Raw genomic sequence first — 25,788 nt, 5'->3', positions numbered from 1 at the left:
GTGATCCCCGTGCGCGATGATTCCGCCGGCGCTAGATTGGGAGCATGGCTGAATACTCAGATCAGGACTCAGCGGCGAACGTCCGCCTGAAGGCCCGCGTCACGGGCGTTGTCCAGGGTGTCGGGTTCCGCTACTGGACCGCACGGAAGGCCGACGAGCTGGGATTGACGGGTTCTGTGAGGAACGACGACGACGGCTCGGTCGCCGTGGTTGCCGAGGGTCCGCAGCCGGTCATCATCGAATTCCGGCGCTGGCTCAGCTCCGATGCCCCAGGCCGGGTGGCTCACGTGGACGAAGAGCTGTCCCCGGCTGAGGGGGACTCGGGGAGTTTCCGCGTGGTCGGCTGAGTGGACGCGGCATCGGGCTTGCGCCCGCTGTGGCCGGTCTTCCCGGGGCTGGGTTCCAGGGGGCCGTGCGGGTAGGCATGCTTGCGGCCGGCCAGCACGATGAAGAATGCGACGACGACGGGCACGGCTGCGGCCACGGGCACCAAAAGCGGTCCCGCGGTGGTGAGGGCGGCCGCTCCGTAGACCGCGCCGATGGTGATGCCGATCTGGATCGTCAGCACGGTGAGGCCGTTGGCGGCTTCCTTGTAGTCCCGGCCTGCACGCAGGATGGCGGACTGGTTGTAGATGCCGATCGCACCCAGCCCTGCGCCCCAGACGGCCATCAGCACCATGGCGCCGGGGATGGTGACCCCGGCGACGGGCAACAGAAGCATCGATGCGGCGATTGCCGCCGTCGTGATCAGGAGCGAACGGCGCGGCCGCGAATCCACGGTGATTCCGGCAAACCAGATGCCCACCAGGCCGGCGACGCCAAGGACGGTCAGGGAGAGTGTGATGCTGCTGTCCGGCAGGCCGGCTGCGCGGATGAACGGCGCGATGTAGGTGAACAGCGCGAAGTGGGCCATCAGCAGCAACGGCCAGGCAATGGCGACGGATTTCACCCCGGGCTGGGCGACGGCCTTGCGCAGGGAGGGGCGTTTGGCATCCGGGATCCGCCGCACACTGGGCAGCAGCCACACGGCCAGCAGCGCCAGGACAACGCCGGAGCCGGCGAGGCTCAGGAACGAGGCGCGCCAGCCAAGCAAACCGCCGAGTGCCGTTCCCACCGGTGCGCCGATGGCCAGGCCCAGGCTGTTGCCGCTGAACACAATGGCAAGGGCCTTGCCCACTTTGGGCGCCGGGACAATCCTTGCCACGAACGGCGCCATGGTGGACCAGAGCAGGCCGTGGGCGATGCCGCCGATCAGGCGGGCGGCCATGGCGGCGCCAAAGTCGGACACGAGGCCCACCAGGGCGTTGCTGATTGCGAACGTGAGCACCAGCGCGATCAGGAGGGCGTTCCGGGGCACGCGCGCCAGCAGCATGGTGGCCGGAATGACCGTGGCCACGATGATGGCAGCGTAGCCGGCCGTGAGGTAGCCGGCCACGGGTTCCGCGACGTTGAGGTCCGCGCTCACCTGCGGGAGCAGCCCGGACGGCAGGAGCTCGGTGGTGATGGCGGTGAAGCCGATGGCCGCCAGGATCAGCAGCGCGCCGAGCGGGATACGGTCAATTGCGGGCGCAGGAGCAGCGGAAGACATGGGGAGGGATCCATTCAAAGGGGTGGCTGTGGGACCCTGCGTTGGTGGCCTGAATCCCACTTCTTGAATTTACCTGATTTATTCGGCGGTCTTCGATTCGCTGAGCCCGATGAAGGCGCCCAGTTCCTCCAGTCCGGCGGGCTTCGTCGGCATGTAGTGGGTGAGTTCGGGAGAGCGGACTATCACAGTCCGCCACTGTCCCCGCGAAACGGCCACGTTGATGCGGTTCCGGTTCAGCAGGAACTCAGCCCCGCGCGGGGCCTCGGCGATGGCCGAACAGGCCATGGACACCAGGACCACCGGCGCCTCCTGGCCCTGGAATTTGTCCACGGTGCCCACCCGGGCCTCCGGAAGGCCGGCGGCATCCAATACCCGCCGGATCAGCTGGACCTGGGCGTTGTATGCGGCGACCACCAGCACGTCGCTTGCGGCCAGAGGCCGTGAAACTTCGTCCCTGCCAGGCGTCCATTCCAGGCCGATGTGCCGCAACGCCTGACTGACAACCTCCGCTGCCTCCTCAGATGAGGACGTGGTTCTTCCGCTGTGTTCCACGAGCACCGTTTCCACCCCGGCGGGCAGCCCGTCCAGGTGGCGGAGCAAGGCTGCCGGAGCCGATTCGAGCTTGCCGTCGTAGCTCAGGCGGGACACGGCATCGCAGAGCTGGGGATGCATCCGCCAGGAGTCGGCGAGGAAGTACCCCAGTTCGGCCGGCAGCGTGGGGTGGCCGGCGGACAGCCAGCCCAGCGCGGACTCGTCCACCGGCTGCGGATGCGAGCCCTGCGTGACCTGCGGCAGCTGCTGCGGGTCACCGAGCAGCAGCAGCCGCCTGGCCGAGCGCGCCACGGCAAGAGTATTGGCCAGCGAGAACTGCCCGGCCTCGTCAATGACCAGCAGGTCCAGCGAGCCGGCGGGCACCGAGCCCCCCGTCATGGTCCAGGCGGTCCCGCCCACAAGGCACCCACCGTCCGAAGCCAGCAGTGCGGCGACGTCTTTGTCCGTGGTCCGCTTCCACGGCACGTCATGGGGAGTGGAGAGTTTCTTGGCTACCCGTGCAGGATCAACGCCCGCGGTGCCGATGGCTGTACAGAGCATGTTCTCGACGACGGCATGGGACTGACCCACCACACCCACCTTCCAGCCGCCCTCAATGAGCAGCGCGATGACGTGCGAGCCCACATACGTCTTGCCTGTCCCGGGAGGACCCTGCACCGCAAGGTACGAGCGGTCCAGGTCCCGGATTGCCGCGGCGATCGCCGTGATGTAGTCGGCCTGGCCCTGTTGATCATGCCCCACGGCGGGCAGGGATGCGAGGGTGCCCAGGCGCGGACTCGCCTTGCGCAGGATGTCCAGCCCGGCGTGCCTGGGCAGCGAGGGCAGGGTCCCGCCGACCTGGCGGGCAAGCTCTGTCAGCGCTGCCTCGATGCTGGCAGTCGGGACGGGCTGATCCTCCGTGAGCGCCATGGGGAATTGAGAGTAGGGAGGGACTTTCTTGCTCGCCTTCTCCGCGATGGTGATGTGCGTGAGGCGAGGATCAGTGACGTCGGCGGCAACCTCAAGGATTTCCGTGGCGAATATCCCGGACCGGGCCAGCGGCTCGCCGTCGAAGTTCTCGAGGCCTTCGGGCACAGGTGCATCAAACATGCGGAACCATTTGGAACCCGCGCGGAAATCGGAACCTTCCGTCATGGTTCCGCGCAGCCGGGCTACCCGCGTCAGCATGCGTTCCGCCGGCTTTGCCTTGGCCCAGTCCTGTACAATGCGGCCGTCTTCAACGAGGAAGACATTCCGCTTTTCCGACCAGCCGTCCACGTCGTTGTCGATCCGGTCGAAGTGTTCCCACCAGAACTGCTTTTTTTCGCGCCGGTGGTAGCCCGTTGCAGCGGCCACCATGGCGATGGCCTGCTCATCGTCGGTCCACGCTCGGTTGTCCGGAAGGCCGGCCAGATACTCCTGCAGCCGCAGCTCCTCGGCGATCGGTTCGGAGGCCGGGGCCGCGGGGGTGCCGGCTGGCAGGCGGGTCCCGCCGTCGTTCGCTGGATCCTGGTCTTTCGGTTTCACCGCGGGGCGGGGCAGCTGCAGCAGCCAGTCGCGGAGGCGCAGCGTGGAGAGGCAGTCGTACTGGTTGTAGTCGGAGATGGAGGCGAGGACCGCGGCGGCCTCCGCTTCATCTCCGCCGTCCCGGGCCCCGCAGTAGGCGGCATAGGCCACCACGGAGGCGCCCGCGTCCTTGACGTCACCAGACCGCAGGTTGTCGCCCATGTACAGGGGCTCGAGCTTCTTGATGGAGTACGAGGCTTCCGAGATCCTCAGTGATTGACGCACCGTGGCATAGAGGTCCACCAGCAATCCGTCGCGCAGCCACGCGTCCACTGTGTCCTCGCCGGCCACGTGGGCCAGGGAGAGGTTGCGCAGGGCCGATTTTTCATAGGCGGCATAGTGGTAGACGTGCATGCGAGGGTACCTGGTCCGCCGCTGCTCAACGTAGGCGAGGAAATCCAGGAAAGCCTGCCGTTCGCCTGCCCGCGAGTGGGCCCAGAACGGCCTGAACAGCGGGGCGGCATCAGGCTCAGAGCCAGGCTCCGGCGCTTCAATCACGCCGAACAGGTACTCGAGACCCCACTTGCCAGCGGAATCCTGCCAGAGTGGATCGCCCTCGAAGTCGAAGAAGATGTCCCCGTGGCTGGGCGCCGGGATGCCGGCGAGCGCGTTCTCGGCCAGGACTTTGTAGGTGACGGTGTGCTCTTCGCCGTCCTTGGTGAACGTGCGGGAACCGTCGGGATCCTCGCGGCCGGTCTGCATGCGGGCCTGGGACCGCAACCGCGCCAGAGAGCCCTTGGCCCTGGAGACCGGCAGCTCCGCCAGGGCGTCGATGGTGGAGACCTTGTGATCGTTGATCAGCTTTTTCCGCTGGACCGAAGTCATGCCGCCGACCATGAGGAGGTCGCGGTGCTCGGCAACCTGCTCGGTGCAGTAGTCGCACCGGCCACAGTGCGACACTCCTGGCTGCTGCCAGTGCACCGGAGAATCGGAGGTGCGGTGGGCGGCAGTGAGTGCGCGGAACCGGTCCCGGCGCTCGCGGTAGACCGGAAGCAGGTCGGTAAGAGAGTGGACACTTTGTTCCAGGTTCCCCAAGACCAGGGTCACCCGCGGGGCCGGCTCCAATCCCAGTTTGATCAGCTGATCACCGTAGGCGGCTAGCTGCAGCAGTGCGCCCACCTTGGCGTGGCGGGCGAGTTTGGTGTCCCAGACGGCGTAGCGTCCGGGAGCTTCCTCGCCCTCGGCCTGCCTGACGATGAAGTCGGCGTAGCCAATGAACTCGCCGTCGAAGAACGTCGCCTGGAAAACGACGTCGGCACCGAGGCTCAGAGCCTCGGCGGTCTCCGCATTCTTTGCGAGAAGTCCCTCGCGGTCAGTGGTGCCGCGTTCAACCGAGTACACGCCCGCCCCACGCGTGGGGTCCCATTCGCCGTACCTCGTGATCAGTCCGTCCAGTACTCTGCGCTCGTGGACGTCACCCAAGGCACCGGCGCGTATTTGCATCTCGTCGGCTGGAAAGTCTGCCTTGGGGGAGCGGCCCAGCTTCTCGTCCAGAATGCGGAGGCTGCGGTATTCGCACTCGCTGGCGGCCACCAGATCACTGGCGGAAAACACCAGATCCTGGGTTCCACCGCTAATGAGCGGTTCGAGCAGAAACATGGGGCCTCCCCATTGGCAGCCTCGCCGCTGGATGGTTCCAGAGCGCTCATTCGAATCTAGCAACACCCACGGACATTCTGGGCGGTTCCTGTCGGGCGGCTCGCGGGTACGGTTGTGGCATGCAGAAAATATCGATCGTCGCCCTGGCTTCCCAGCAACTCGAGGCTGCGTCCGCGGCCAGCAGCGGGCGGGCTGCCGACACGGTGTATGGCGGGCACGAGAAGGTTCTTCGCCAGACCGTCATCGCGTTGAAGGCGGGCAGAAGCCTGAGCGAACACCAGAACCCGGGGGAGGCCACCATCTTTGTCCTCCGTGGATGTGTCCGACTGCGTGCCGGGGACGACTCATGGCAGGGGAAAGCCGGAGATCTTTTGATCATGCCCGAGGGGCTCCACAGCCTGGATGCGGAAGAGGACTCCGCGGTCCTGCTGACAGTTGCGAAGATCGGCTGACCTCGGTTCACGGCCCTCCGCCCATAGACCCCGACGGATCTGCTCCTCTAGACTGACCAGACCCTCCAACAGCCACACTCGGCCAAACGCCCTCAAGGCTGCCGGGCAGATGCCTGCCCCCGGAGAGTGCATCAGAACGCTTCATGAATCAGAGCCGGCCCTTCAACGAGGAGGGTCTGTGAGACCAGGAGGAAGAGATGACAGGCAACAAAGCCGTCGCATTTAAGGGGCCGGGCAAGGTCGAACTCATCGACATTGATTACCCCAGCTTCGAACTTAAGGACGGGCCGGGCGTTAATCCGGCCAATGTGGGGCGGGCGGTGCCCCACGGCGTAATCCTGAAAACCGTTGCAACCAACATCTGCGGGTCCGATCAGCACATGGTCCGCGGCCGCACCACAGCTCCGCCCAATCTGGTGCTTGGCCACGAAATCACCGGCGAGGTGGTGGAAGTTGGACCGGGCGTCGAATTCATCAAAGTGGGTGACATCTGCTCCGTCCCGTTCAACATCTCGTGCGGCCGGTGCAGGAACTGCAAGGAACGCAAAACGGGTATCTGCCTGAACGTCAATCCGGACCGGCCCGGCAGCGCCTACGGTTACGTGGATATGGGCGGCTGGGTGGGTGGCCAGGCCAACTACGTCCTGGTGCCGTATGCGGACTGGAACCTGCTGAAGTTCCCGGACCGGGACCAGGCCCTTGAAAAGATGCTGGACCTCACCATGCTCTCCGACATCTTTCCCACGGGATTCCACGGTGCGGTGACCGCCGGTGTGGGCGTCGGTTCCACTGTCTACATTGCCGGTGCCGGTCCAGTGGGCCTGGCTGCGGCGACCAGTGCGCAGCTGCTGGGTGCCGCCGTCGTGATTGTGGGTGACATGAACGAGGAGCGGCTGGCACAGGCGCGCAGTTTCGGGTGCGAAACCGTCGACCTGACCAAGGGCGGGCCGGCAGAACAGATCGAGCAGATCCTGGGCATCCCGGAAGTCGACTGCGGTGTGGATGCTGTGGGGTTCGAAGCCAAGGGCCACGGCTCCGGCGCCAAGGAAGCTCCGGCCACCGTGCTGAACTCCCTCATGGAGCTCACTGCGGCGGGCGGTGCCCTGGGCATTCCCGGACTGTATGTGACGGGCGATCCGGGCGGCGTGGACGAGGCTGCGAAAAAGGGGTCCTTGTCCTTGAGCCTTGGCACCGGCTGGGCCAAGTCGATGAGTTTCACCACAGGTCAGTGTCCGGTCATGAAGTACAACCGGGGCCTGATGATGGCGATCCTGCACGACAGGGTAAGCATCGCGAAGAACGTCAATGCCAAGGCGATCCCTCTCGAGGCGGCGCCGCAGGGCTACGCCGAATTCGACGCCGGTGCTGCGACAAAGTACGTGCTGAACCCGAACGGCTACCTCAGCTGACCCGGCTACCTCAACTGACCCTGGGGATTCGCTAAAGTGCCCTGCCGGTTCGCTGCTTCCAGGCAGCGAACCGGCAGGGCGCTGCAGTCCGGGGTGCGCCGCTGTTAGGCCTTCGGCAGCTTCAGGCCGTGCCCCTCCATGAGTGTCCGAAGACGCGTGGGGTAGTCCGTGATGATGCCGTCCACACCGAGATCCATCATGCGCTCCATGTCCGCCCTGGCGTTGACGGTCCAGGGGATGACGGGCAGGCCCAGCCCGTGGGCCTCGGTGATCATGGCAGGTGTGACGGAGCTGAAGTCGGGGGAAACGACGTCGTAGCCCTGGGCTGCCGCGGCCTTGGCGAGTGAGCCGTCGTAGTCGTCGATGTCGATTCCGCCGAGATCGGGGCTGGCGCCGGGCTGGCCGACCTGGAGCCAGGCATCACCGCTCGAAAGGGCCACCAGGGGAAGCCCCGGGGCGATCTTCTTGGTCAGGTTCAACGAGGACCAGTCAAAGGACTCCACAGTGGTGCGGCCCGCCATGCCGGAAGCCTGGATCTCCGCCACGACGGCCCGGGTCAGCGCCACCATGCCTTCGCCGCCGGACTTGCCGTCCTCCACCTTGGTCTCCACATTGAACCGGACCTTCTTGGCGTGGTGGTCGCGGGCCACCTGGTAGACGTCCTTGAGCTCGGCGATCCGGTTGCCGTCCACCACGTCCTGCTCCGGGAACCCGGGCAGCTGCGTGAAGCCACAGTTGAGGGTCTTGACCTGTGCCAGGGACAGCTCCGCGACGCGGCGGCCCACATACGGGAACTCGGGGTCTCCAGCAGTGGCCGGTGCGGTGTCGATGCATTTGTTCGCCTGGATGGTGTCGTCATGCCAGACGATGACCTTGCCGTCGTGGGTCAGATGGGTGTCCAGCTCGAGGGTGGATACGCCCAGCTTCAGGGAGTTGGCGAACGCCGCAAGGGATTCCTCGGTCCATTCGCCGCGGCCTCCGCGGTGGGACTGCAGGTCAAAGGAGCCGTTGCGTTCGTTCGTCTTGATTTCCGACCCGGCGGTGCCGGCGGCGTCCGACGACGGCGCGGGGCCGGCTGCGGCGTTTGGGGCGGCGACGGCGGGGCTCGCCAGGGAGGCGATGAGCGCGGCGGCGGCCGCGGCGGTAAGGACTGTGCGCATGGTGATGGTTCCTCCTGGATGACGGTTACCGGCGCTGCGCCGGCAACCGTCCACGGTAGGCGGGCTGGATGGCCTGCCGTGTGCCGGGAGTTGGACCGCAGGTTAACAAAGGTGCAGCTTCTCCGGGGCTGCCGACGCGATTCTTTTCTTCCAGTGGCGGCAGGCAAAGGGCGGAACGGAACGCTACCACTCCGCCATGGTGGGCCACGCCGGCACCAACACCCGAATCTTCCACGAAGTGACCCAGCTCGGCAACGAACTGAAGGCCCTGGTAGGCCTCACGGGCACCCGCTCCACCGCCAAAATGGCCATCGTCTTCGACTGGGACTGCTGGTGGGCGCTGGAGCTGGGGAATTCGCCCCGCTCCGACCCGAACTACGCCCAGGAAGTGCTGCGGCTCTACCGGCCGCTGTTCGATGCCAACATCACCGTGGACTTCGTGGACACCACCCGCGACCTCAGCCAGTACAGCCTGGTCTCATGCCGGCTGCATACCTGCTCACCGATGAAGCCGCCCAGCGGTTTGAGGATTACGTGTCCGACGGCGGCCGCCTGGTGGTCTCCTACCTCTCCGGCATCGTGGACGAGTCCAACACCATCCGCCTGGGCGGCTACCCGGGCGCGCTGCGTAAGGTCCTGGGCGCCTGGAGCGAGGAAATGCACCCGCTCGCGGGTGAAGGTGAGTCAAACTAACAACGGCCGACGGCGGCACCGCCTCCGCCAGTTACTGGACTGAGCACCTGCACACCGAAGTGGCGGACGTGGTCGCCAGCTACGATTCCGGCCGGCTCGCGGGATCACAGGCGGTCACCCGCAACTCGTTCGGGAACGGAACAGCGGTATACCTGTCCGCGCGGGTGGACTACACCCTCCTGAAGCCGCTGCTGGAATTTGAATACGAGGCAGCGGGGGTCCAGCCCGAACTGGCGGCCCGCTGGGAGTCCAGGTCCGCCGTCGTACCGGCAACGGCAGCTGGGCTCAGGCAACCCGGTGCAGCCCGCGGTCCGGATCGCGCTGCTGGTGCTCGGACTGATGGTGGCAACGGCTGTGGTGACCGCCCTGCTGCTGCTGTCCCGCTTCACCTTCCGCGCCCGCGACATCTACCGCCTTTCGCTGTACTGCCTGGGCGCGCAGAAGCGGGTCTCGCTGGGCAACGCCGGCATCTTCTTCGTCACCGCGTTCCTGCTGACGGTCACCAGCGTGGCGCAGGTCCTCTTCATCGCCGGCCCCGTGGTGTACCTGATCTGCCTGAACTCCCGGCCGTTGCTGAAGTTCATCGAGCAGAAGTTCACGGTGGCGGCGGGGTGACCGCGGAGTTTCCCGGACAGCGGATTTCCCGGGAGAGTATTCGGTGTCCGGGGCATTTGTCGGGCTGACTGGAGCTAGAGCTGGCATAGTCTCCGCCGCACTCGGTGGCTATCAGACAACTTTGCCCCGGGCTACGTCTCGTTGCTGGCCTATCAGGCCGATGCCGGCGGTGGAGAACATAGAAGTCATTGGGAGCCGCATCCTGCTTCATCCGTCCGAACCTGAGCGGAGCCACCTTTTTTATCGGGACACGTTGGGCCTGGCGATCTACCGGAGTTCGGGAGTCGTGATGCGCCAGGCCTGGTGTTCTTCCTCGGAAACGGTTTTCTCAAGGTCAGTGGACCGTCGGATCACCCACCCCCCACCCCCTGCAACGCGACCAGCGGTGATCATTTCTTCTCTCGCTGCCGCCGTCCCGACGGCATCCTTTGCGGCGGAACGGATGTTCGAAGGGCCGGGTCTTAGCATTGGGTGTATGAAGGTTGGTAAGGTCCAGGGATGCTCAGGGCGGAAACTGCAATGACCGGTGACAGGGATCGGGATGCTTCAAGACGCCCGCGGCAGGCCCGGCCACGTGACGCTCTTGGGCGGCCGCTGCCGTACGGAAGCGCTGGCGTCGAGCCGGTCTCGGAAGAGCCGCTGCCGCCGGCGCAGACGTTGGTCTCGGCCCGGAGTCTGGTGGAAGCTGGCCGGGCCTTCGCCGCCCACGAGGTACTTGAGGCCCGCTGGAAAGCCGGGCCTGCCGAAGAACGCAACCTTTGGCAAGGTCTCGCCCAGATCTGCGTCGGGCTCACCCACGCCGCCCGGGGGAACAGCGTTGGCGCGCTCCGGCTCTTCGAGCGCGGTGCGGCCCGACTCGAGGAGTACGGTTCCGGCGAAGGGCCGACCTACGGGCTCGACTTGTCCGCCGTCGTGAGTTGCGCACGTGATCGGATGCGCACCGGCCACTGAGCTGGCGACCAGCATCCTCCCGGCAGGCGGCGGAGAATCCTTATGGATGCTCTCCTGTCGGAGCAATCGAGGCCTCGTCGGAGGCTGCTCGGGTCTGTGCACGTGTCGCCGATTGTCCAGTGCGAAACAGGTGCCCGGGGATCAGAATCAGCATCCGTAGGCCGGTAAGCTCAGAACGATTCCCAGGGAAGTGAATCGTGGACGGCCAGGATACGTTCCGCTGAATCAACGTCGGGAAATCCGTAGGTCCCGATGCTGCCCACAGCGGATACTCCGGTCGAGTTTGCAGTGAAGGATCCGGTGAATTCGGAGAGGTCTCCTAGAGTGACTTTTTGCCTTAGTACGGTGACCCCGCGGGCTGCAAAGGCTGTATCCAGCGCCTGCCGGGTGATCCCGTAAAGCGCGGGGGCCGAGGGCCAGATCACTGCAGAGTCCTGCCTGATGAAGCCTATGTTGGCGATTGATGTTTCGGAAACCTCCCCGGTATCCGTTGTGAGCAGGGCGTCACTAAATCCCTGGGCTCCGGCCAACTGGCCGAAGTGGACCTGGGCAAAGCTGCCGACATGCTTGATATGGGCCATGGGGCGCTGATAGGAGACTGGCAGCAGAGATTGCGGGCCTGTTGGTGCATCCACCGGGGGGCGAAGAGCAATCATCACCATTACCCGTCCAGGGGTGGGCTCAAACAAGGTGACACGCAGATACGAATCAGGGGCCTGTGCGACAGCCAGGCGTATCTGCTCTTGCACGTTTCCGACATCAATAGATGTCCCGTACAGCTCAGCGTGAGCAGTGCGCAAGCGCTCCAGATGCTGCGCGGGAGAACGCACCTTCCCATCCCTGATCTGCATCGCTGTGAAGTGCCCATAATTCACCGCGGCCAGATAGGCGAGACCGTCGCTGCTGACTTCCGAGCCGTCCAGTAGTACCCGTATACCGTTCATCACGAGTCCAGCGTATGACAGCGCGTGAAAAGCCCTTCGATGAAGACATGTGGTTGGGGCCCGGAGCAGCCGGAACTGCCCACGGGGGTCTAACCACAGGTGTTCGCAGGATCGGGGACACGAGGCGGGCGCGGTCGGGCAACGTCTTGGGTCAGGGAATGATGCGTTGTTCCCGCAGGTCGGTGAAGATTTTCATGAACATGCTCTCAGTTTCAACGTATTCATGGAATCCCGCGCGTCGCGCTTTTGACCCGTCCGCGAGCATGTCGTAGTCCCAGGCGAAGACGAAGTCGCCGAACGGCCATGACGAGACGTCGGCGTAGGGTGTCGGCCGGAGCCCGTGCCGGGTAACCATCCGGTCCCACAGTTCTTGTTTGTCTGCCATGACTTCGTTCAGGGACATGGGCAGGGGCGGTGTGACATCGATGTCGAAGAATGCGGCGATCTTCGGCCACATGCTGCTCCACCGGAAGATGTCCCCGTTGGTGATGTTGAACGCCTGGTTGGCTGTGCCGGGGCCGGTGGCAGCCCACACTGTGGCCTTCGCGAGGATGCCGGCGTCGGTCATTTCGATCAGAGTGTTGTAGGCGCCGGGCTTGCCGGGGAAGCGCAGCGGGATGCCGAGTTCCTTGCTGATCGACGCGTAAATGGCTATTACCATCGCCAGGTTCATCGGGTTGCCCAAGCCGATCCCACACACGACGGAGGGGCGCAGCGCCGACCAGGTCCATGTCTTGCCCTGCTGCCGGGATTCGAGGAATTGCTGTTGGTCGACGTTGAACTCCGGCGGCATATGCGGCGGATCATCCTCTTTCGCCGGAGATGCGAACGGACCCAGATGGGCGCCGTAGACCTTGTATCCCTGCATCAGGCTCACATGCTGAAGGTCAGCGGCAACGGGCTCTATTGCATCGATGGTGTTGACGAGCATGGCGAGGTTTGGCGGGACGAGTTCGGCCCAGCCCGGGCGGTCCTGATAGGCCGCATAGAACACGTGGGTGACATCCGCAAGGCCGCTGAGCTTGGCTGCAGTGTCTTGCTTGTTCAGCAGGTCGACGCCGATATGCCGGACGTTTTCTGTGTCCTCACCGCCTCGTCGGGAGAGCCCGACGATCTTCCAGCCGCCCTCCTTCAGGAGGTGGCTGATCAGATTTCCCTGGCCATGGCTGCCGCGGCCGTCCTGGTGGTACTGGCCGCCTCCCGTACCCGTGTGATGCCGAGGTGGACGCGCGCGTTGCAGATGCTGGGCACAGTTTCCTACGCCCTGTACGTCTGGAACTATGTCGTCATTCTCTGGCTCAATGGCGGATCGACAGCCGATCTGCCGCCGCTGGTGGCTGTCTCGGCAATCCTGCTGACCCTGCTACTAGCGGTCATGAGCTGGCACACTGTAGAAAGGCTGGGACGGATCGCGCGCGATCGCTTCGACAAGCACTATCCGGACCAGCGGCGGGCTGTCAACGGCGTTGTTTCCCAGCCCAGACCTGGCGGGAAAACACCTGCGGATTAAGCACGCTGGCCGGCCGCTGCCCTGCGGCCACGGCCATGATGGACGCCAGCGCACTGCCAGACGAGGCGAGTGTGACTTTATGCCGCGACTCGAGCCGTTCCCGATGCGGATGACACAGACGTTTGCGACGTCTTGGCGAAAACGGAGTATCCGGGTCTAACTGGATCTGAGGTTAATCGCATCCTGGGCACTATCAATATCCACAAGCAAGACCGACCCTGCTGTTGAGCTGGGGGTATCGGCTGAACCATTTTTCGATCCCGGGCATGCCGATGAGGATCAGGCCGGCGGCTCAGGACCTCGGTCGCAGGCCGTCGAGCGTAAGTTGGACGAGTCGATTCAAGGCTGCCCTCGACGGCGACTCTGCGGCCGCTGTGAGGGCGTGGAGACAGTAGCTTGCGAGTTCCTCTGGTGCCATGTCGTCTCGGATAGCCCCGGATTCGGCGGCGCGACGCAGCACGTCCTGAATGAATAAATCTTGTCGTTGCCGGACACCGTCGTGGTGCATGATCGCGGCCATGGCCGAATCGTGGTGCTCGTAGGTCATCACGGCGTGGATGTGGAGCACTGCCTCCAGCTGGTGGCCCGCATCGCCTCCCGCCTGCGTGACCGCGGCGAGGTGTTCGAGGTGGCCGGCAACCTGGCGGTCGTGCCGGGCGAGAAGTATTGCTTCGACATTCGGGAAGTACTTGTAGAGGGTCGCGCGCCCGATACCGGCCTCCTGGGCGACCTGCGACATGGTCACCGACAGCAGCCCGCGCTCGGACACCAGGGCCGCCGCGGCGTCCAGGATCGCCTGCCGCACCGCACCGCGGTGCGCCTCGATTGTCTCGTTCCACAGCTTCGGCACCACCCCAGTATACGAGACGGCGACGGCGTGACACTCTGTCTTGATTAATACAGAGTGTCACGATAACGTAGTGTCAGCGCAGTAAAGACCACGCATGGCAGAAGAGGATACCTCCATGGCTGACTTGCCCCCTGACCGCGACTCCAAGGATGGCCACAACCCCGACACCGGAGTGAGGCGCCGTCGCGGACCGGTCGCCGGCCCGCCCCGCTGGGTGAAGGTGTTTGGAATCATCGCCGTCGTCCTGGTTCTGTTGTTTGTCATCAGTCACCTGGCCGGCGGCGGCATGGGCGGCCACACGCCGTGAGGAACATGACACCCCGCCTCCGCAAGGTCGCGCTGACCGCGCATGTCCTTTCCTCAGTCGGCTGGTTCGGCGCGGTCGCTGCCTTCCTGGCTCTCGCCGTCGCCGGTCTGGCCAACCCGGATGCTCAGGTGGTGCGGGCCGCCTATCTCGCGATGGGGTTGATAGGCTGGTTTGTCCTTGTCCCGTTGGCACTCGCATCGTTGTTCACCGGGGTTGTCTCTTCACTGGGCACCACCTGGGGCTTGTTCCGGTACTACTGGGTCCTGATTAAACTCCTGATAACCGTCCTGGCCACCGTCGTTTTGCTGGTGCACATGGGCCCGATTAGCGGTGTTGCAGACGCTGCGGCAGAAACGACATTGTCCGGTGCCAATCTCCGCGGGCTGAGAATCCAGGTCGCTGTCCAGGCCGGTGCCGCCCTGCTGGTTTTGCTCGTGGCCACGGCGCTGTCGATGTACAAACCGCGGGGTATGACCCGCTACGGGCAACGAGCGCAGCGTAGAGTGCTCCAGCTCGCAACCGATGCCGACCAGGCAATGCAGAAGCACCACAACCCCAAAGGGAGAATCCAATGACCCTCAACAGCAATCCAAGCGAAACCGCCACCCATGTTGTCGGCATGATCGCCGTCCTCTCCCACATCGACAGCGCTGGCTTCCATGGCATCGACACGGCGCTCCGGGGAGAATCGCCCATCATCGACGAGTTTTGGTCCAGCCGCGCACGGGCCGCCCAGATCGCGGCCGCCTCCATTTCCTGGCCAGGCGAACTCCAACCGCAGGCGAAATCGTTCAGTGACGCCGCCGGGCGGCTGGCCGCGGCGCTCAGTGCGGGCGACGCCAAAGCTGCTGCTCAGCCCGCAAGGGAAGCCCACGCTGCCTGGCACACCCTCAACACCCCGGCCTGGAACTACCTCGCGAAGACCGCCGGACTTCAGAAGGCAGGCGACGCGAACCAACACCAGCATCAACATCAGGCGCCGTAAGTGATCGAACCGTTCCCCACGCGTCCTTTGTAAGGCTGGTCCAGTCGGCTGAAGTTTCATCTTCTCGGACCCAAAACGACCGTATATGGGACACCGCTACTCATGTCTGAACCACTGCTCGGCTACGGCAGGGGACTGACCTCCACCGGGGTCAGCATCTGGCGGTCGAAGCCCACCACGCGCCGCGGACCGTCCAGAATCAGCTCGTGGGTGTGGACGTCTTTGGTGCTCGACGTAGCCACGTGCAGCTTGATGAGGCCGGGCGTCACCACCCGTTCCAGCCCCAGCCCCGTGAAGGGCCTGAGCATTCCCAAAGACCTGAGCATTGTCGGCTTTGACGATATTCCGGCGGCCGAGTGGATCGAGCCCGGGCTGACCACCATCCGCCAGCCCGTGGTCCAGATGGCGGAGGCGGCCACGCGGGCCCTGCTCCGGCACCTGGACGGGGACGAGGAACTCCCGCAGCGCATTGAACTCGGCACCGAACTGGTGGTCCGGGGCTCCACCGCCCCGCCCGCCACGGGGTAACTGCGGTCAGTTAGCGGAATTGCGACGGCGGCGCCTGGGTGGTGCGGTGGTGCGGTGGTGCGTCAGGTATACATCAGCGAGCCCGGAGTTGTAAGCAGTTCGCCGGTCTCCAGCCAGGTCTTCAGTCCGGAGAGGATCATGGGCCAGCCGCCGAAGAGCTGATCGTTGGCGCCCTCGCGGAGCTGGTCATGCGTGACGGTCAGGTGGCAGGAGTCGCCCACCGGCTCGATCTCCCAGGTGATGCGGGAGGTGCCTTCGGCCTTGACGTCGTCGTCCCAGAGGGCGCGCATGGTCTGCACGAGCCGTCGCGGGGGATCGACCTCGAGGTTCTCGCCCTCGCCGAGGAGCTCGCCCGCTTTCGGATTGCCCATCTCAAAACGCGAGCCCGGCGTCCAGTCAGACTTGAGGGTGTTTCCGAACTGGTACTTGCTGCGGATCTCACTGTCCGTGATGGCTTCCCAGAGCCGTTCGGGGGTGGTCTTGATATAGATTTCGAAGATCTTTTCCATGGGACTTTCCAATCTGGTTTTGAGGTCGCTGAGTCCAGCGGCCCATGGTTCTGCGTATTTGCTCACCCAGCGGTCGTGGACGAGCCGGATCGGGACCGGGTTCAGGAAGTGGAGCTTTTCACGCCCCCGACGGCGGGTCACCACCAGGCCTGCTTCTTCCAGCAGTTTGAGGTGCTTCATGACCCCGAACCGGGTCATGCTGAACCGCGTTTGGAGCGCGGTCAGGGTCTGCCCGTCTTCTGTGAAGAGTTCATCCAGCAGTTCCCTGCGGGTGGGGTCTGCCAGCGCTTTGAACACGGTGTCCATTGGATCAGAATAGGTGACCATTTGGTCACATGTCAATGGTTTGCGGCAAAGCCTGACCGCCAACTCCTTGACTTACCGCGCCGGCTGAATGAGTGTGGAGAGCACCGGTTTAACCGGATTTTCGTCGACTTAGGAGATGTGAAATGGTTCTTCCCACAGGCCTGGCCCCCGGCGTCTGGACGCTCGATATGTCCCACAGCGAAGTCGGTTTCACGGTGCGCCATGCCGGGATCAGCAAAGTCCGCGGACGTTTCACCGAGGCTGCGGCTGAAGCCCGCGTCCGCGAATCCCTGGCCGACGCATCGCTGCACGCCACCGTTCAGACTGCCAGCTTCGACTCCGGAGATGCCAACCGCGATGCCCACGTCCGCGGGGCCGACTTCTTCGACGTCGAGAAGTTCCCGGAGATGACCTTCAAAGCCACCGGGGTGGAGGGCGACGGCGAGGATTACACGCTCACGGGCGATCTCACCATCCGCGGCATCACCAAGCCCATTGAACTGGAAGTGGAGTTTACCGGTGTGGCAGTGGATCCCTTCGGTGCCACCCGGGCGGGCTTCTCCGCCGAGACGGACATCAGCCGCAAGGACTTCGGCCTGACCTGGAATGCGGCGTTGGCGGCCGGCGGCTTCCTGGTCAGCGACAAGGTCAAGATCACGCTCGAGGCGGCACTGGTCCAGCAGAAGTAAGCAGTTAAGCCACCCGGACCACACCGGTTTCAGTGGCGGCCCTGAGTCGAGGAGAGTGCAGCATGACGCGCAAGAATCCGCCGGTGGAAGAAGCCGACGAAAACAACCTTGAAGTGGGAAAACCCAAGGACTGGGCTGCCGGCATTCCGGGCGTCTACCACTCCATGCAGCCTGCACTCAAGCACATGGGTGTTGGCCGGGCCGGGAAGACGCTGCTGGGACTGAACCAGAAAGACGGCTTCGACTGCATGAGCTGCGCGTGGCCGGACCCCGGCCATCGCAAGACCTTCGAGTTCTGCGAACAGGGGGCCAAGGCCGTCACCTGGGAGGCCACACCGGTGGTGGTCGCGCCGGAGTTCTGGGCCGAGCACAGCGTCAGCGAACTGCGCGGGATGTCCGAGTACTGGCTGGGGTTGCAGGGGCGCCTCACCGAACCGGTATACAAGCCGGCCGGCGAGGACCACTACCGGCCCGTCAGCTGGGACGAGGCGTTCTCCATCCTGGCACGCAGGCTAAAGAGCCTGGCCAGCCCGGACGAGGCGGCCTTTTACACGAGCGGGCGCACGTCCAACGAGGCCGCCTTCCTGTACCAGCTGTTCGTCCGCGCCTACGGGACCAACAACCTGCCGGACTGTTCCAACATGTGCCACGAGTCCTCGGGCTGGGGCATGGGCCAGACCATCGGCATCGGCAAAGCCACCATCACCTATGACGACTTCGCCAAAGCAGACCTGATCATCATCATGGGCCAGAACCCGGGCTCCAACCACCCGCGCATGCTCACGGCACTGGAAGAAGCCAAAGAGGCTGGCTGCCAGATCGTCGCCGTCAACCCACTGCCGGAAGCCGGCCTCATGCGGTACAAGAATCCGCAGAAGGTCAACGGGATCATCGGACGCGGAACGCAGCTTGCCGACCAGTTCATGCAGATCCGGATCGGCGGGGACATGGCGCTCCTTCAGGCGGTCTCGAAGCGGGTTCTCGACGCCGAGGCGAAAAACCCCGGAACCGTGCTGGACCATGACTTCCTCAAGAAGCACTGCCAGGGCCTGGAGGAGCTCAAGGCGCACCTCCGGACACTGGACGAAGAGGCCGTGCTCGAGGCCACCGGACTGCGCCGCGAAGAGATCGACGAGCTGGCCGCCCGCTACCTGAAGGCCGAGAAGGTCATCATTACCTGGGCCATGGGAATCACGCAGCACAAAAAGGGCGTTGCCACCATCAAGGAGATGATCAACCTGCTGCTGCTGCGGGGCAACATCGGCAAGCCCGGCGCCGGCGCCTCGCCCATCCGCGGGCACAGCAACGTCCAGGGGGACCGCACCATGGGCATCTGGGAGCAGATGCCGCCCGCGTTCATGGATGCCCTCGGCAAGGAATTCAGTTTCGAGCCGCCACGCGCTCACGGCGCGGACGTCGTCGAAAGCATCCGGCGGATGCGCGACGGCGGGATCAAGGTTTTCGTCGCGCTGGGAGGCAACCTAGTGGCTGCCATCTCCGACACCCATGCTGCGGAATCAGCGATGGAGAACACCGAGATGACGGTCCAGATTTCCACCAAGCTCAACCGCTCGCACACCGTGACCGGCAAGGAGGCGCTGATCCTGCCGACCATGGGACGCACCGAGATCGACATGCAGGAGTCGGGCCCGCAGTTCGTGTCGGTTGAGGACACCGTCTGTGCGGTTCACGCATCACACGGCACGGTGGAGCCCGTCGCGCCCCGTCTGCTCTCGGAGGTGGCCATCGTCAGCAGGCTGGCCGGCAAGGTGGTGAGCCCCGGGATCCAGGCGGACTGGGCAGGTTTCGAGGGGAACTATGACCTCATCCGGGACCACATCTCCCATGTTGTGGCGGGCTGCGAGGACTACAACGCGCGGATCCGCCAGGAGGGCGGCTTTGTCCTCGCCAACGGGCCGAGGGATTCGCGGACGTTCCCCACGCCCACCGGCAAGGCCATGCTGACCGTGAACCAGCTGGAGCACATCGAGCGGCCGGCACGGACCCTGATCCTGCAGAGCATGCGCTCGCACGACCAGTTCAACACCACCATCTACGGGCACAACGACCGCTACCGGGGGATCAAGAAGGGCCGCAACGTCGTGTTTGTGAGTCCCGAGGATCTCGCCGAGCTCGGTCTCAGCGACGGCCAGTTCGTGGATGTCCACGGCGTGTACAAGGACAACGCGGAGCGGGTGCTGAGGAAACTCCGGGTGGTTTCGTATCCCACGGCCCGCGGATGCGCAGCGGCCTACTACCCGGAAGCAAACGTGCTGGTTCCGCTGGAGAGCGTGGCGGAGGGAAGCCACACGCCGGTGTCAAAAGCCGTGATCGTGCGGCTGGAGCCGAGCCCGGCCAGCTGAGCCGGCAGCAGACTCCGACACATCCTGATCTCGCCGTCCGTTCGTATGGAGCCGAGCCACCACTGCAAGGGGGCGCCAGGGCGGACACCGCAGCGGCGCCGTCGGCGGTTTCTTGCGCCAGATATTACATTCAGATTGTTGACAATAGTACATTCCCGTTCTAGCTTTGTGTAACAGAAGTCACAGGAAGATGCTGTTCCTGACAAAGCACCGGCTGGTCCGGGTGAATGGAGTAGGAATGATTGAGAATCTCTCACGGCGGAATGTTCTTCTAGGTGCAGGAGTGGCCGCACTCGGTGTGGCTGTGGGGGGCTGGGCCACCGGCTGTTCCGCTGTCCCGGCCGGGGGATCCGCCTCCGGGGCCGCCAGCAATCTGCTGGAAACCGCCAAATCGCAGGGATTCCTGCGCGTGGGCATCGCCAATGAGCCGCCGTACACCCAGGTCAGCGCCGATGGAAATGTCACAGGCTGCGAGCCCGACGTACTCCGGGCCGTCTGCAAGCGTCTGGGCATCGGCGAGGTCCAGGGCATCATCACCCCGTACGAGTCCATGATCCCTGGCCTCAACGCGAACCGCTGGGACGTCATTGCAGCAGGCCTCTTCATGAAGGAGTCCCGTTGCGGCCAGGTGCTCTACTCGGAGCCGGTCATCGTTTCCACTGAGTCCTTCGCGACACCCAAGGGCAACCCGAAGGGCATCACGACGGTAGCCAGCATCATCGCCGACAAGTCAATGCGCATCGCGGTGCTGCCCGGCGGGTTCGAGGAAGGTGTGCTCAAGACGGCCAACGTCCCGGCCTCGCAGCAGATCAAGATCAATGACGGCCGCAGCGGTCTCGAGGCCCTCAAGGCCAACCGCGCGGACGCATTCATGCTTCCCACCCTGTCGCTGGTGGCCCTGGCCAAGGACGATTCCAGCTTCGACATCACCGAACCCCTCAAGGACGCACCGCGGACGGGCTCCGGTGCCGCGTTCCGGAAGTCGGACACCACGTTCCATGAGGCCTACAACAAGGAACTTGCCGAATTCAAGAAGACGCCGGAGTTCGCCGGGATCCTCACCAAGTGGGGATTCGATCCTTCCGTGGTGGAGGGCGTCACGGCGCAGGAGCTATGCCAGACCGCCGGCTGACCCGCCTCACTCGGAAGGGGAACAGTGTATGTCCGCAATAATCGAATATGCACCCCTGTTGTGGCAGGGGCTCCTGACTACCATCCTGGTCGCGGTGCTCAGCGGCGCTCTCTGCCTGGTGGTCGCGTTCGCCGCCGGCCTGGCCCGTCTCTCGCGCCACCGCTTCCTGCGCTGGCCCGCCGGCATCTTTGTTGAAGTGTTTCGCGGGACCTCCCTGCTGGTGCAGATGTTCTGGCTGTTCTTCGCACTGCCGTTCTTCGGGATCCAGCTTCACCCGCTGACCGCTGCGGTCCTGGCGCTGGGCCTGAACGAGGGCGCCTACGCCGCGGAAGTGGTCCGCGGCGCCATCGCCAGCCGTGCCAAGGGGCAGACGGAAGCCTGTATCGCCTTGGGGATGGAGCCGGCCCTGAGGCTGCGCAGGATCATCATTCCCCAGTCCATCCCGGCCATGCTGCCCCCATTCGGCAACGTGATGGTGGATCTTTTGAAGAACACCTCCCTCGTTTCACTCGTGACCGTCGCGGACCTGACCTTCCGTGCCCAGATGATCCGCAGCACCACAGGACAGACGACAGCGATTTTCCTCACCATCCTGGTGATGTACTTCGTCCTTTCCTACCTGTTGACGCTGCTGACCAGCTGGCTGGAGCGCCGGTTCGCCCTGGACCGCAAGGCGTTGGCTGCCCAGCGTAAGGAAAGCCGTCTCATGAAGGTGGGTGCGGCATGATCTGGGACAACGACTTCGCCATCTCCGTCTTTCCGCTGCTGCTGAACGGACTGTGGGTGACCATCGAGATCACCCTGCTGGGAACGCTGCTCGCGGCCGTGCTGGGACTGTTCTTTGCCGTCCTGAGAAGACTGGCCATCCCGGTGCTTTCCCGGGCGGTTTCCTTCTTCGTGGTGTTTGTCCGTGGAACCCCGCTGCTTGTCCAGGCATACTGTGCTTTCTTCGTCCTGCCCGCCTACGGCATCAGCTTTGACGCCTTCACCACCGGGGCGGTGGTGATCGGCATCAACTACAGCGCCTACATGGCAGAGGTCTACCGCAGCGGAATCCAAGGGGTTCCCCAGGGCCAATGGGAAGCGGCAACAGCGCTCGGCCTCCCGGGTGCACGCACCTGGAGCCGGATCATCCTCCCGCAGGCTGTGCGCACGGTGGTACCGATGCTCGGCAACTACCTCATCCAGATGTTCAAGGACTCCGCAGTGTTGTCAGCCATCACCGTGGTGGAACTGATGGCTACGGCCCAGGCGATCGGAAGCTCGAACTTCCGTTACCTGGAACCCCTCACCATGGCCGCCGGCCTGTTCCTGGCCATAAGCTACCCGGCCTCGCGGCTGGTCAACAGATTGGAGCGGCGCTATGCGCCCCAGCACTGAACCGAAACCCCTCCCCACCGACATTGCAGTGGCGCCGGATCCGATCATCCGGTTCCAGAACGTCAGCAAGAACTGGGGCTCAAACCAAGTCCTCAAGTCGCTGAACTTCGAAGTCGCACCCGGCGAGAAGGTTTCCATCATCGGACCCTCGGGGTCCGGCAAGACCACTATTCTGCGCATCCTCATGACACTGGAGACTCCCAGCGAGGGGCTTGTGAAAGTGGAAGGAGACGTGCTTTGGGATGTCACCGCAGGCCAGAAGATCCGGGAAACGCGGCAACTGCGCGAAACGCGTCGAAAAATCGGCATGGTGTTCCAGCAGTTCAACCTGTTCCCGCACATGACAGCCATGGAAAACATCATCGAGGCACCGATCCACGTGCTCGGCATGAACAAGGTGGAGGCGCGGGAGCGGGCGGCCGAGCTGCTCAACCTGGTGGGCCTTGGCAAGCACATGAACCACACGCCGCCTCAGATGTCCGGCGGACAGCAGCAGCGCGTGGCCATTGCACGTGCGCTGGCCATGCGGCCCAAGGTCCTGCTCTTCGACGAGCCCACCTCGGCCCTCGATCCGGAGCTTATCGGCGAGGTTTTGAACGTGATCCGTAATCTGGCGCACACCACCGACATGACCATGTTGATGGTCACGCACGAGATGCGCTTTGCCGAGGAAATTTCGGACCGGGTGGTCATGTTCGACAACGGCGCTGCCGTGGAGAGCGGACCCCCAGCCCAGATTTTCAAGAATCCGCAGCAGGAACGGACCCGGACTTTCCTCCGGGCCGTCCTGCAGCACTGAGCAGCAATCCACTATTTCGAAGGAGAGTCATGGACAGCAGGGCCGCGGAAGCGCAGGCCGTCGCTACGGGCAGCGAAGAAATCAGCGGACCCCCGGCGCAGACCGGGATCGGTGTCATCTGTCCCTTTGACATGGCGCTGGACCGCGAATTGTGGCGCTGGATGCCCGAGGACGTCTCCCTGTACTTCACCAGGACCCCGTTCGTGGACATACCGGTCAGCCTGGAGCTGGCAGAGGACATCAGTGATGACGCAGACATACTGTCGGCGTCGCGGAACCTGAGCGTTGTGCGCCCCAGCGCCATGGCCTACGCCTGCACGTCCGGCAGCTTCGTCAATGGGGTTGCCGGCGCCCGCCACCTCTCGGAATTGATGGAAAGCGGAAGTGCCGCCAGCGGGGTCACTACCTCGGAGGCACTGCTGGAAGCACTGGATCATCTGGGAGCGTCGAGCGTGGTGGTCATTACTCCATACATAGCCGAGCTGACACTGAGGCTGGGCGACTTTCTCATGGAAGCGGGACACGCGGTGGTAGCGCACGCCGGTCTTGGGCTGGAAGGCGGAATCTGGGAGGTGCCGTACCAGGCCACCTGCGAACTCATCCGGGCTGCGGATGTCCCCGAGGCGGACGTCATCTTCATCAGCTGCACCAACCTGCCCACGTACGACATTATTGCGCCCCTGGAACGGGAGCTCGGCAAACCCGTTCTGTCGGCGAACCAGGTCACAGCCTGGGCCTCGCTGCGCCTGGCGGGCAAGTCTGCTGTAGGTCCGGGCCAGCGCCTGTTGGCCTGAGGTCCCCGGGCCCGGCCGGGCCCCCCGGGGCTGGCCGTGACCCGTCCGGTGTTGAGTCTCATGTCTTAGAGATTCCGCCAATAGGCCAGGGGCGGCGTTTGGGCCGTTTGCCCCAGCGGCGGGTGGTCCAGGCTTCGCGGATGAGCCTGCCGGTAATGATGATGGCGTTGGCCAGGGCGATGAAAGCCCGGATGACTGTTGCACGTTTTCGGTGCAGATCTGCAGCCTGTGGAAGCCGCGGTTGTGCCAGGAATTCGTTCGCTCGACCACCCATCTTTCCCGACCTGGGGTGGTGAGGGGATTCCCTTGGTGGCGACCTCTGCATCGCAACCAAGTTCCTCAAGCAGGTCACGGTTTTTCTTCGAGTCGTATCCGGCATCCAGGTGCACGGTCATGTTCTCGGGCAGGTAGAAACCGAACCGTGCCAGACCCTCCAACGTGGGGCGTAGCAGGGGCGAGCCGTGCCGGTTCGCTGGTGCCATTTCCGTGTACAGCGGGGGATGCCGTTCCCGTCAACGAGCAATGAGCGTTTGGTGGCTCGTTTTCCGCGGTCTACCGGGGATCTACCAGCAACTTCACCACCGCACGGTGCCTTGACGATGCACCTGTCCGCGGCGAGGTCTTCGAAGTCGATGCCGACCACCCGGTCATAGGATTCAAGGCAGATCTGCACCAGTTCCTCGAAGATCCCCGCCTTGTTCCATTCGTCCCGGCGACGACGGATCGTGGTGGCTGAGCAGGTGGCGTCGGCGATCTTTTGGTAGGCGACACCGAAGACGAGAACCTGGACGATTTTATCGAAGACAACGCGGCCCGGCACCCCGGGGCCGACGGCAACCCAACGGGTGGGAATCGATCACCGGAGGGATCAGAACCTCGAATTGGTGCCAGATGGGTTGAATGATGCAAGATTTAACGGCGGGCACAAGCTTCCTGTTCAACGATGCGTTCTCGACTAGTGGAGGAAGCTTCAATCCTGCCATTGCCGGCGCCAGCCGCTCGGGTATACATCGAGCGGCCCCCGTGGAGTACCGCGGCGAGTCCCCCGCTGGCTCGGTGCTGACGAGCACGAGAGGGGGTGTGAGGACGGTGCTGGCACCGGCGGCACGGACATCGTGATGAGGGAACACCTGTCGTCGGCTTCGGAAACAGGGGCGCCGGGCATTATGGATCAGGTAGCTCCACGGGTTGTCCGCGGCCGGCAAGTTGACGAACAGTGTGCTCCGCGACGGGCATCAGGGGCTGGAGGTCAGGCGTGGGGCGAGTTCGTCAAGGGCGCTGATGGTGATGTCGGGTGCCGTGAAATATCCCGGGTAGGGTGTGCCGGTGCGGTTGATCCATGCTGTGCGCATTCCGGCACCGGCGGCTCCGTGGATGTCCCAGGGGTGGGCGGCGGTGAGCAGCATCCGGGCCGTTTCCACCCCGCATGTTTGTGCGGCGTAGTCGTATGATCCACGGAGTGGTTTCCAGCCGGGGCCGTTCTCGACGGAGAGCAGCCGTTCGAAGTCGCCCAGAATGCCGGCGTCGCTGAGTAGCTTTTCTGCCACCCCGGCCGAGCCGTTGCTGAGGGTGGTCAACCGGAATCCGGCGGCTTTAAGGGCGCGGACCCCGCCCGCCGCGTCCGGATGAAGGGTTAGGGCTGCGAACCCTTCCATGATGTGGTCGATGGCTTCCTCTACGGTGCGGTTCAATGGCAGCCCCGTCAGTGTTCCGCGCAGTGATTCGGCCGCTATCACGGCGAACTTTTCACCGCCGCCCGTAGCAGCCAGGGCAAAACCGTCCCGCAGCAGTCCCGCGAACCACACTTTAGCCAGCAACGCCGGGGCCCCCGTCTGAGCGAACCGGTCCGCCATGGGTGACATATCCGAGAGGGTTTCATTGACGTCAAAAACAATCACTGCCACTGGATCGTTCATGAACGGCTCCTTTTATCTGTTCGGTGGAAGGATCGGAAATTAGCCCACACGCTCAGGCTCACAGCTGACCGCCGCGGCCGGCAAGTGCGAGCCCACGGCCAATGCAGCTGCCGGCTCGTTGGGTCTGCCCCGCCTGCGGTGACCTTGACCGCCGCGGTGGCCAGCCCGGACATCCAAGCGACAAAACGTTGTCGCGCCGGACCTGGTCCGGT

At 64.3% G+C, this 25,788-nt stretch carries 26 protein-coding genes and 4 pseudogenes; 20 read left to right on the top strand and 10 right to left on the bottom strand.

Annotated elements, in window-relative coordinates; genetic code table 11:
• Nucleotides 1–44: 44 nt before the first annotated feature.
• Nucleotides 45–347 carry an acylphosphatase gene (locus V3C33_02345; protein ID XAS68192.1) on the top strand — a complete coding sequence of 101 codons (303 nt, stop codon included), beginning with the start codon at nucleotides 45–47 and terminating at the stop codon, nucleotides 345–347.
• Here V3C33_02345 and V3C33_02340 read toward each other — a convergent pair.
• Nucleotides 284–1,588: an MFS transporter gene (locus V3C33_02340; GenBank protein ID XAS68191.1), complete on the bottom strand. Its 1,305-nt coding sequence runs from the start codon at nucleotides 1,586–1,588 to the stop codon at nucleotides 284–286. The two genes, V3C33_02345 and V3C33_02340, sit on opposite strands and share 64 nt — an antisense overlap.
• A 78-nt stretch (nucleotides 1,589–1,666) precedes the next feature.
• Nucleotides 1,667–5,284, bottom strand: coding sequence for a TM0106 family RecB-like putative nuclease (locus tag V3C33_02335; GenBank protein ID XAS68190.1), 3,618 nt, complete (start codon nucleotides 5,282–5,284; stop codon nucleotides 1,667–1,669).
• Nucleotides 5,285–5,403: 119 nt separating this feature from the next.
• On the opposite strand from V3C33_02335, the gene V3C33_02330 reads away from it, so the two are divergent.
• Together V3C33_02330 and fdhA are read left to right on the top strand one after the other, a co-directional pair.
• On the top strand, nucleotides 5,404–5,736 hold the full coding sequence (locus V3C33_02330) for a cupin domain-containing protein (protein ID XAS68189.1): 333 nt from the start codon (nucleotides 5,404–5,406) through the stop codon (nucleotides 5,734–5,736).
• Between the two features lie 197 nt (nucleotides 5,737–5,933).
• Nucleotides 5,934–7,145, top strand: coding sequence for a formaldehyde dehydrogenase, glutathione-independent (fdhA, locus tag V3C33_02325; GenBank protein ID XAS68188.1), 1,212 nt, complete (start codon nucleotides 5,934–5,936; stop codon nucleotides 7,143–7,145).
• 104 nt (nucleotides 7,146–7,249) lie between these two features.
• On the opposite strand, the gene V3C33_02320 is transcribed toward fdhA, so the two are convergent.
• Nucleotides 7,250–8,305, bottom strand: a complete 1,056-nt coding sequence (locus V3C33_02320; protein XAS68187.1) for a glycerophosphodiester phosphodiesterase family protein — start codon at nucleotides 8,303–8,305, stop codon at nucleotides 7,250–7,252.
• A 139-nt stretch (nucleotides 8,306–8,444) separates the two neighbouring features.
• Between V3C33_02320 and V3C33_02315 the strand changes: the two are divergent.
• The 5 genes and pseudogenes from V3C33_02315 to V3C33_02295 all read left to right on the top strand — a co-directional run bounded on the left by V3C33_02315 (nucleotide 8,445) and on the right by V3C33_02295 (nucleotide 10,564).
• A pseudogene (locus tag V3C33_02315) lies at nucleotides 8,445–8,723 on the top strand (beta-galactosidase).
• Nucleotides 8,724–8,785: 62 nt separating this feature from the next.
• A complete protein-coding gene (locus V3C33_02310) occupies nucleotides 8,786–8,998 on the top strand; it encodes a beta-galactosidase trimerization domain-containing protein (GenBank protein XAS68186.1) in 213 nt (70 codons plus the stop codon).
• A 59-nt stretch (nucleotides 8,999–9,057) separates the two neighbouring features.
• Nucleotides 9,058–9,153 (top strand): annotated as a pseudogene (locus V3C33_02305) (hypothetical protein).
• Between the two features lie 142 nt (nucleotides 9,154–9,295).
• Complete coding sequence (locus tag V3C33_02300; GenBank protein XAS69829.1) at nucleotides 9,296–9,613, top strand: hypothetical protein; 318 nt, start codon at nucleotides 9,296–9,298, stop codon at nucleotides 9,611–9,613.
• Nucleotides 9,614–10,111: 498 nt separating this feature from the next.
• Nucleotides 10,112–10,564 carry a DUF309 domain-containing protein gene (locus V3C33_02295; GenBank protein XAS68185.1) on the top strand — a complete coding sequence of 151 codons (453 nt, stop codon included), beginning with the start codon at nucleotides 10,112–10,114 and terminating at the stop codon, nucleotides 10,562–10,564.
• A gap of 170 nt (nucleotides 10,565–10,734) precedes the next feature.
• Here the strand turns inward: V3C33_02295 and V3C33_02290 are convergent, their stop codons facing one another.
• Both V3C33_02290 and V3C33_02285 read right to left on the bottom strand, forming a co-directional pair.
• Nucleotides 10,735–11,508, bottom strand: coding sequence for an aminotransferase class IV (locus V3C33_02290; GenBank protein ID XAS69616.1), 774 nt, complete (start codon nucleotides 11,506–11,508; stop codon nucleotides 10,735–10,737).
• A 151-nt stretch (nucleotides 11,509–11,659) separates the two neighbouring features.
• Nucleotides 11,660–12,502 carry an SDR family oxidoreductase gene (locus V3C33_02285; protein XAS68184.1) on the bottom strand — a complete coding sequence of 281 codons (843 nt, stop codon included), beginning with the start codon at nucleotides 12,500–12,502 and terminating at the stop codon, nucleotides 11,660–11,662.
• Between V3C33_02285 and V3C33_02280 the strand changes: the two genes are divergently transcribed.
• On the top strand, nucleotides 12,503–13,018 hold the full coding sequence (locus V3C33_02280; GenBank protein ID XAS68183.1) for an acyltransferase family protein: 516 nt from the start codon (nucleotides 12,503–12,505) through the stop codon (nucleotides 13,016–13,018).
• A 205-nt stretch (nucleotides 13,019–13,223) separates the two neighbouring features.
• Here V3C33_02280 and V3C33_02275 read toward each other — a convergent pair.
• Together V3C33_02275 and V3C33_02270 are read right to left on the bottom strand one after the other, a co-directional pair.
• Nucleotides 13,224–13,301: pseudogene (locus V3C33_02275) on the bottom strand (ATP-binding protein).
• A gap of 9 nt (nucleotides 13,302–13,310) precedes the next feature.
• Nucleotides 13,311–13,868, bottom strand: a complete 558-nt coding sequence (locus V3C33_02270; protein ID XAS68182.1) for a helix-turn-helix domain-containing protein — start codon at nucleotides 13,866–13,868, stop codon at nucleotides 13,311–13,313.
• Nucleotides 13,869–13,983: 115 nt separating this feature from the next.
• Between V3C33_02270 and V3C33_02265 the strand changes: the two genes are divergently transcribed.
• The 4 genes from V3C33_02265 to V3C33_02250 all read left to right on the top strand — a co-directional run bounded on the left by V3C33_02265 (nucleotide 13,984) and on the right by V3C33_02250 (nucleotide 15,688).
• Nucleotides 13,984–14,175 (top strand): hypothetical protein, encoded by a 192-nt coding sequence (locus tag V3C33_02265; protein XAS68181.1) that lies wholly within the window; start codon nucleotides 13,984–13,986, stop codon nucleotides 14,173–14,175.
• A 5-nt stretch (nucleotides 14,176–14,180) separates the two neighbouring features.
• A complete protein-coding gene (locus V3C33_02260) occupies nucleotides 14,181–14,750 on the top strand; it encodes a DUF2269 domain-containing protein (GenBank protein ID XAS68180.1) in 570 nt (189 codons plus the stop codon).
• The gene (locus V3C33_02255) at nucleotides 14,747–15,160 is read left to right on the top strand and encodes a hypothetical protein (protein XAS68179.1); all 414 of its coding nucleotides are present in this window, start codon (nucleotides 14,747–14,749) and stop codon (nucleotides 15,158–15,160) included. The genes V3C33_02260 and V3C33_02255 overlap by 4 nt, the downstream gene beginning before the upstream one ends.
• 102 nt (nucleotides 15,161–15,262) lie before the next feature.
• Nucleotides 15,263–15,688 (top strand): substrate-binding domain-containing protein, encoded by a 426-nt coding sequence (locus tag V3C33_02250; protein XAS68178.1) that lies wholly within the window; start codon nucleotides 15,263–15,265, stop codon nucleotides 15,686–15,688.
• A 62-nt stretch (nucleotides 15,689–15,750) separates the two neighbouring features.
• Here the strand turns inward: V3C33_02250 and V3C33_02245 are convergent, their stop codons facing one another.
• Nucleotides 15,751–16,503: a metalloregulator ArsR/SmtB family transcription factor gene (locus tag V3C33_02245; protein ID XAS68177.1), complete on the bottom strand. Its 753-nt coding sequence runs from the start codon at nucleotides 16,501–16,503 to the stop codon at nucleotides 15,751–15,753.
• Between the two features lie 143 nt (nucleotides 16,504–16,646).
• Between V3C33_02245 and V3C33_02240 the strand changes: the two genes are divergently transcribed.
• From V3C33_02240 to V3C33_02210, 7 genes are all read left to right on the top strand, one after another.
• Nucleotides 16,647–17,192: a YceI family protein gene (locus V3C33_02240; GenBank protein XAS68176.1), complete on the top strand. Its 546-nt coding sequence runs from the start codon at nucleotides 16,647–16,649 to the stop codon at nucleotides 17,190–17,192.
• Nucleotides 17,193–17,254: 62 nt separating this feature from the next.
• The gene (locus V3C33_02235; protein ID XAS68175.1) at nucleotides 17,255–19,555 is read left to right on the top strand and encodes an FdhF/YdeP family oxidoreductase; all 2,301 of its coding nucleotides are present in this window, start codon (nucleotides 17,255–17,257) and stop codon (nucleotides 19,553–19,555) included.
• Nucleotides 19,556–19,793: 238 nt separating this feature from the next.
• The gene (ehuB, locus tag V3C33_02230) at nucleotides 19,794–20,687 is read left to right on the top strand and encodes an ectoine/hydroxyectoine ABC transporter substrate-binding protein EhuB (GenBank protein XAS68174.1); all 894 of its coding nucleotides are present in this window, start codon (nucleotides 19,794–19,796) and stop codon (nucleotides 20,685–20,687) included.
• Between the two features lie 28 nt (nucleotides 20,688–20,715).
• Nucleotides 20,716–21,414: an ectoine/hydroxyectoine ABC transporter permease subunit EhuC gene (gene ehuC / locus V3C33_02225; GenBank protein XAS68173.1), complete on the top strand. Its 699-nt coding sequence runs from the start codon at nucleotides 20,716–20,718 to the stop codon at nucleotides 21,412–21,414.
• Nucleotides 21,411–22,067 (top strand): ectoine/hydroxyectoine ABC transporter permease subunit EhuD, encoded by a 657-nt coding sequence (ehuD, locus tag V3C33_02220; GenBank protein ID XAS68172.1) that lies wholly within the window; start codon nucleotides 21,411–21,413, stop codon nucleotides 22,065–22,067. The genes ehuC and ehuD overlap by 4 nt, the downstream gene beginning before the upstream one ends.
• A complete protein-coding gene (gene ehuA / locus V3C33_02215) occupies nucleotides 22,051–22,866 on the top strand; it encodes an ectoine/hydroxyectoine ABC transporter ATP-binding protein EhuA (GenBank protein ID XAS68171.1) in 816 nt (271 codons plus the stop codon). Before ehuD ends, ehuA begins: the two co-directional genes overlap by 17 nt.
• Before the next feature lie 29 nt (nucleotides 22,867–22,895).
• Nucleotides 22,896–23,660, top strand: a complete 765-nt coding sequence (locus tag V3C33_02210) for an Asp/Glu/hydantoin racemase (GenBank protein XAS68170.1) — start codon at nucleotides 22,896–22,898, stop codon at nucleotides 23,658–23,660.
• Between the two features lie 58 nt (nucleotides 23,661–23,718).
• On the opposite strand, the pseudogene V3C33_02205 reads toward V3C33_02210, so the two are convergent.
• Together V3C33_02205 and V3C33_02200 are read right to left on the bottom strand one after the other, a co-directional pair.
• Nucleotides 23,719–24,586: pseudogene (locus tag V3C33_02205) on the bottom strand (IS5 family transposase).
• A 309-nt stretch (nucleotides 24,587–24,895) separates the two neighbouring features.
• Nucleotides 24,896–25,576, bottom strand: coding sequence for a haloacid dehalogenase type II (locus V3C33_02200; GenBank protein ID XAS68169.1), 681 nt, complete (start codon nucleotides 25,574–25,576; stop codon nucleotides 24,896–24,898).
• Nucleotides 25,577–25,788 lie beyond the last annotated feature (212 nt).

This window comes from Micrococcaceae bacterium Sec5.7 (assembly GCA_039636785.1).
GTDB lineage: Bacteria > Actinomycetota > Actinomycetes > Actinomycetales > Micrococcaceae > Arthrobacter.
Note: the sequence above shows the minus strand (reverse complement) of the source record. Positions and strands in the feature narration are given on the sequence as shown.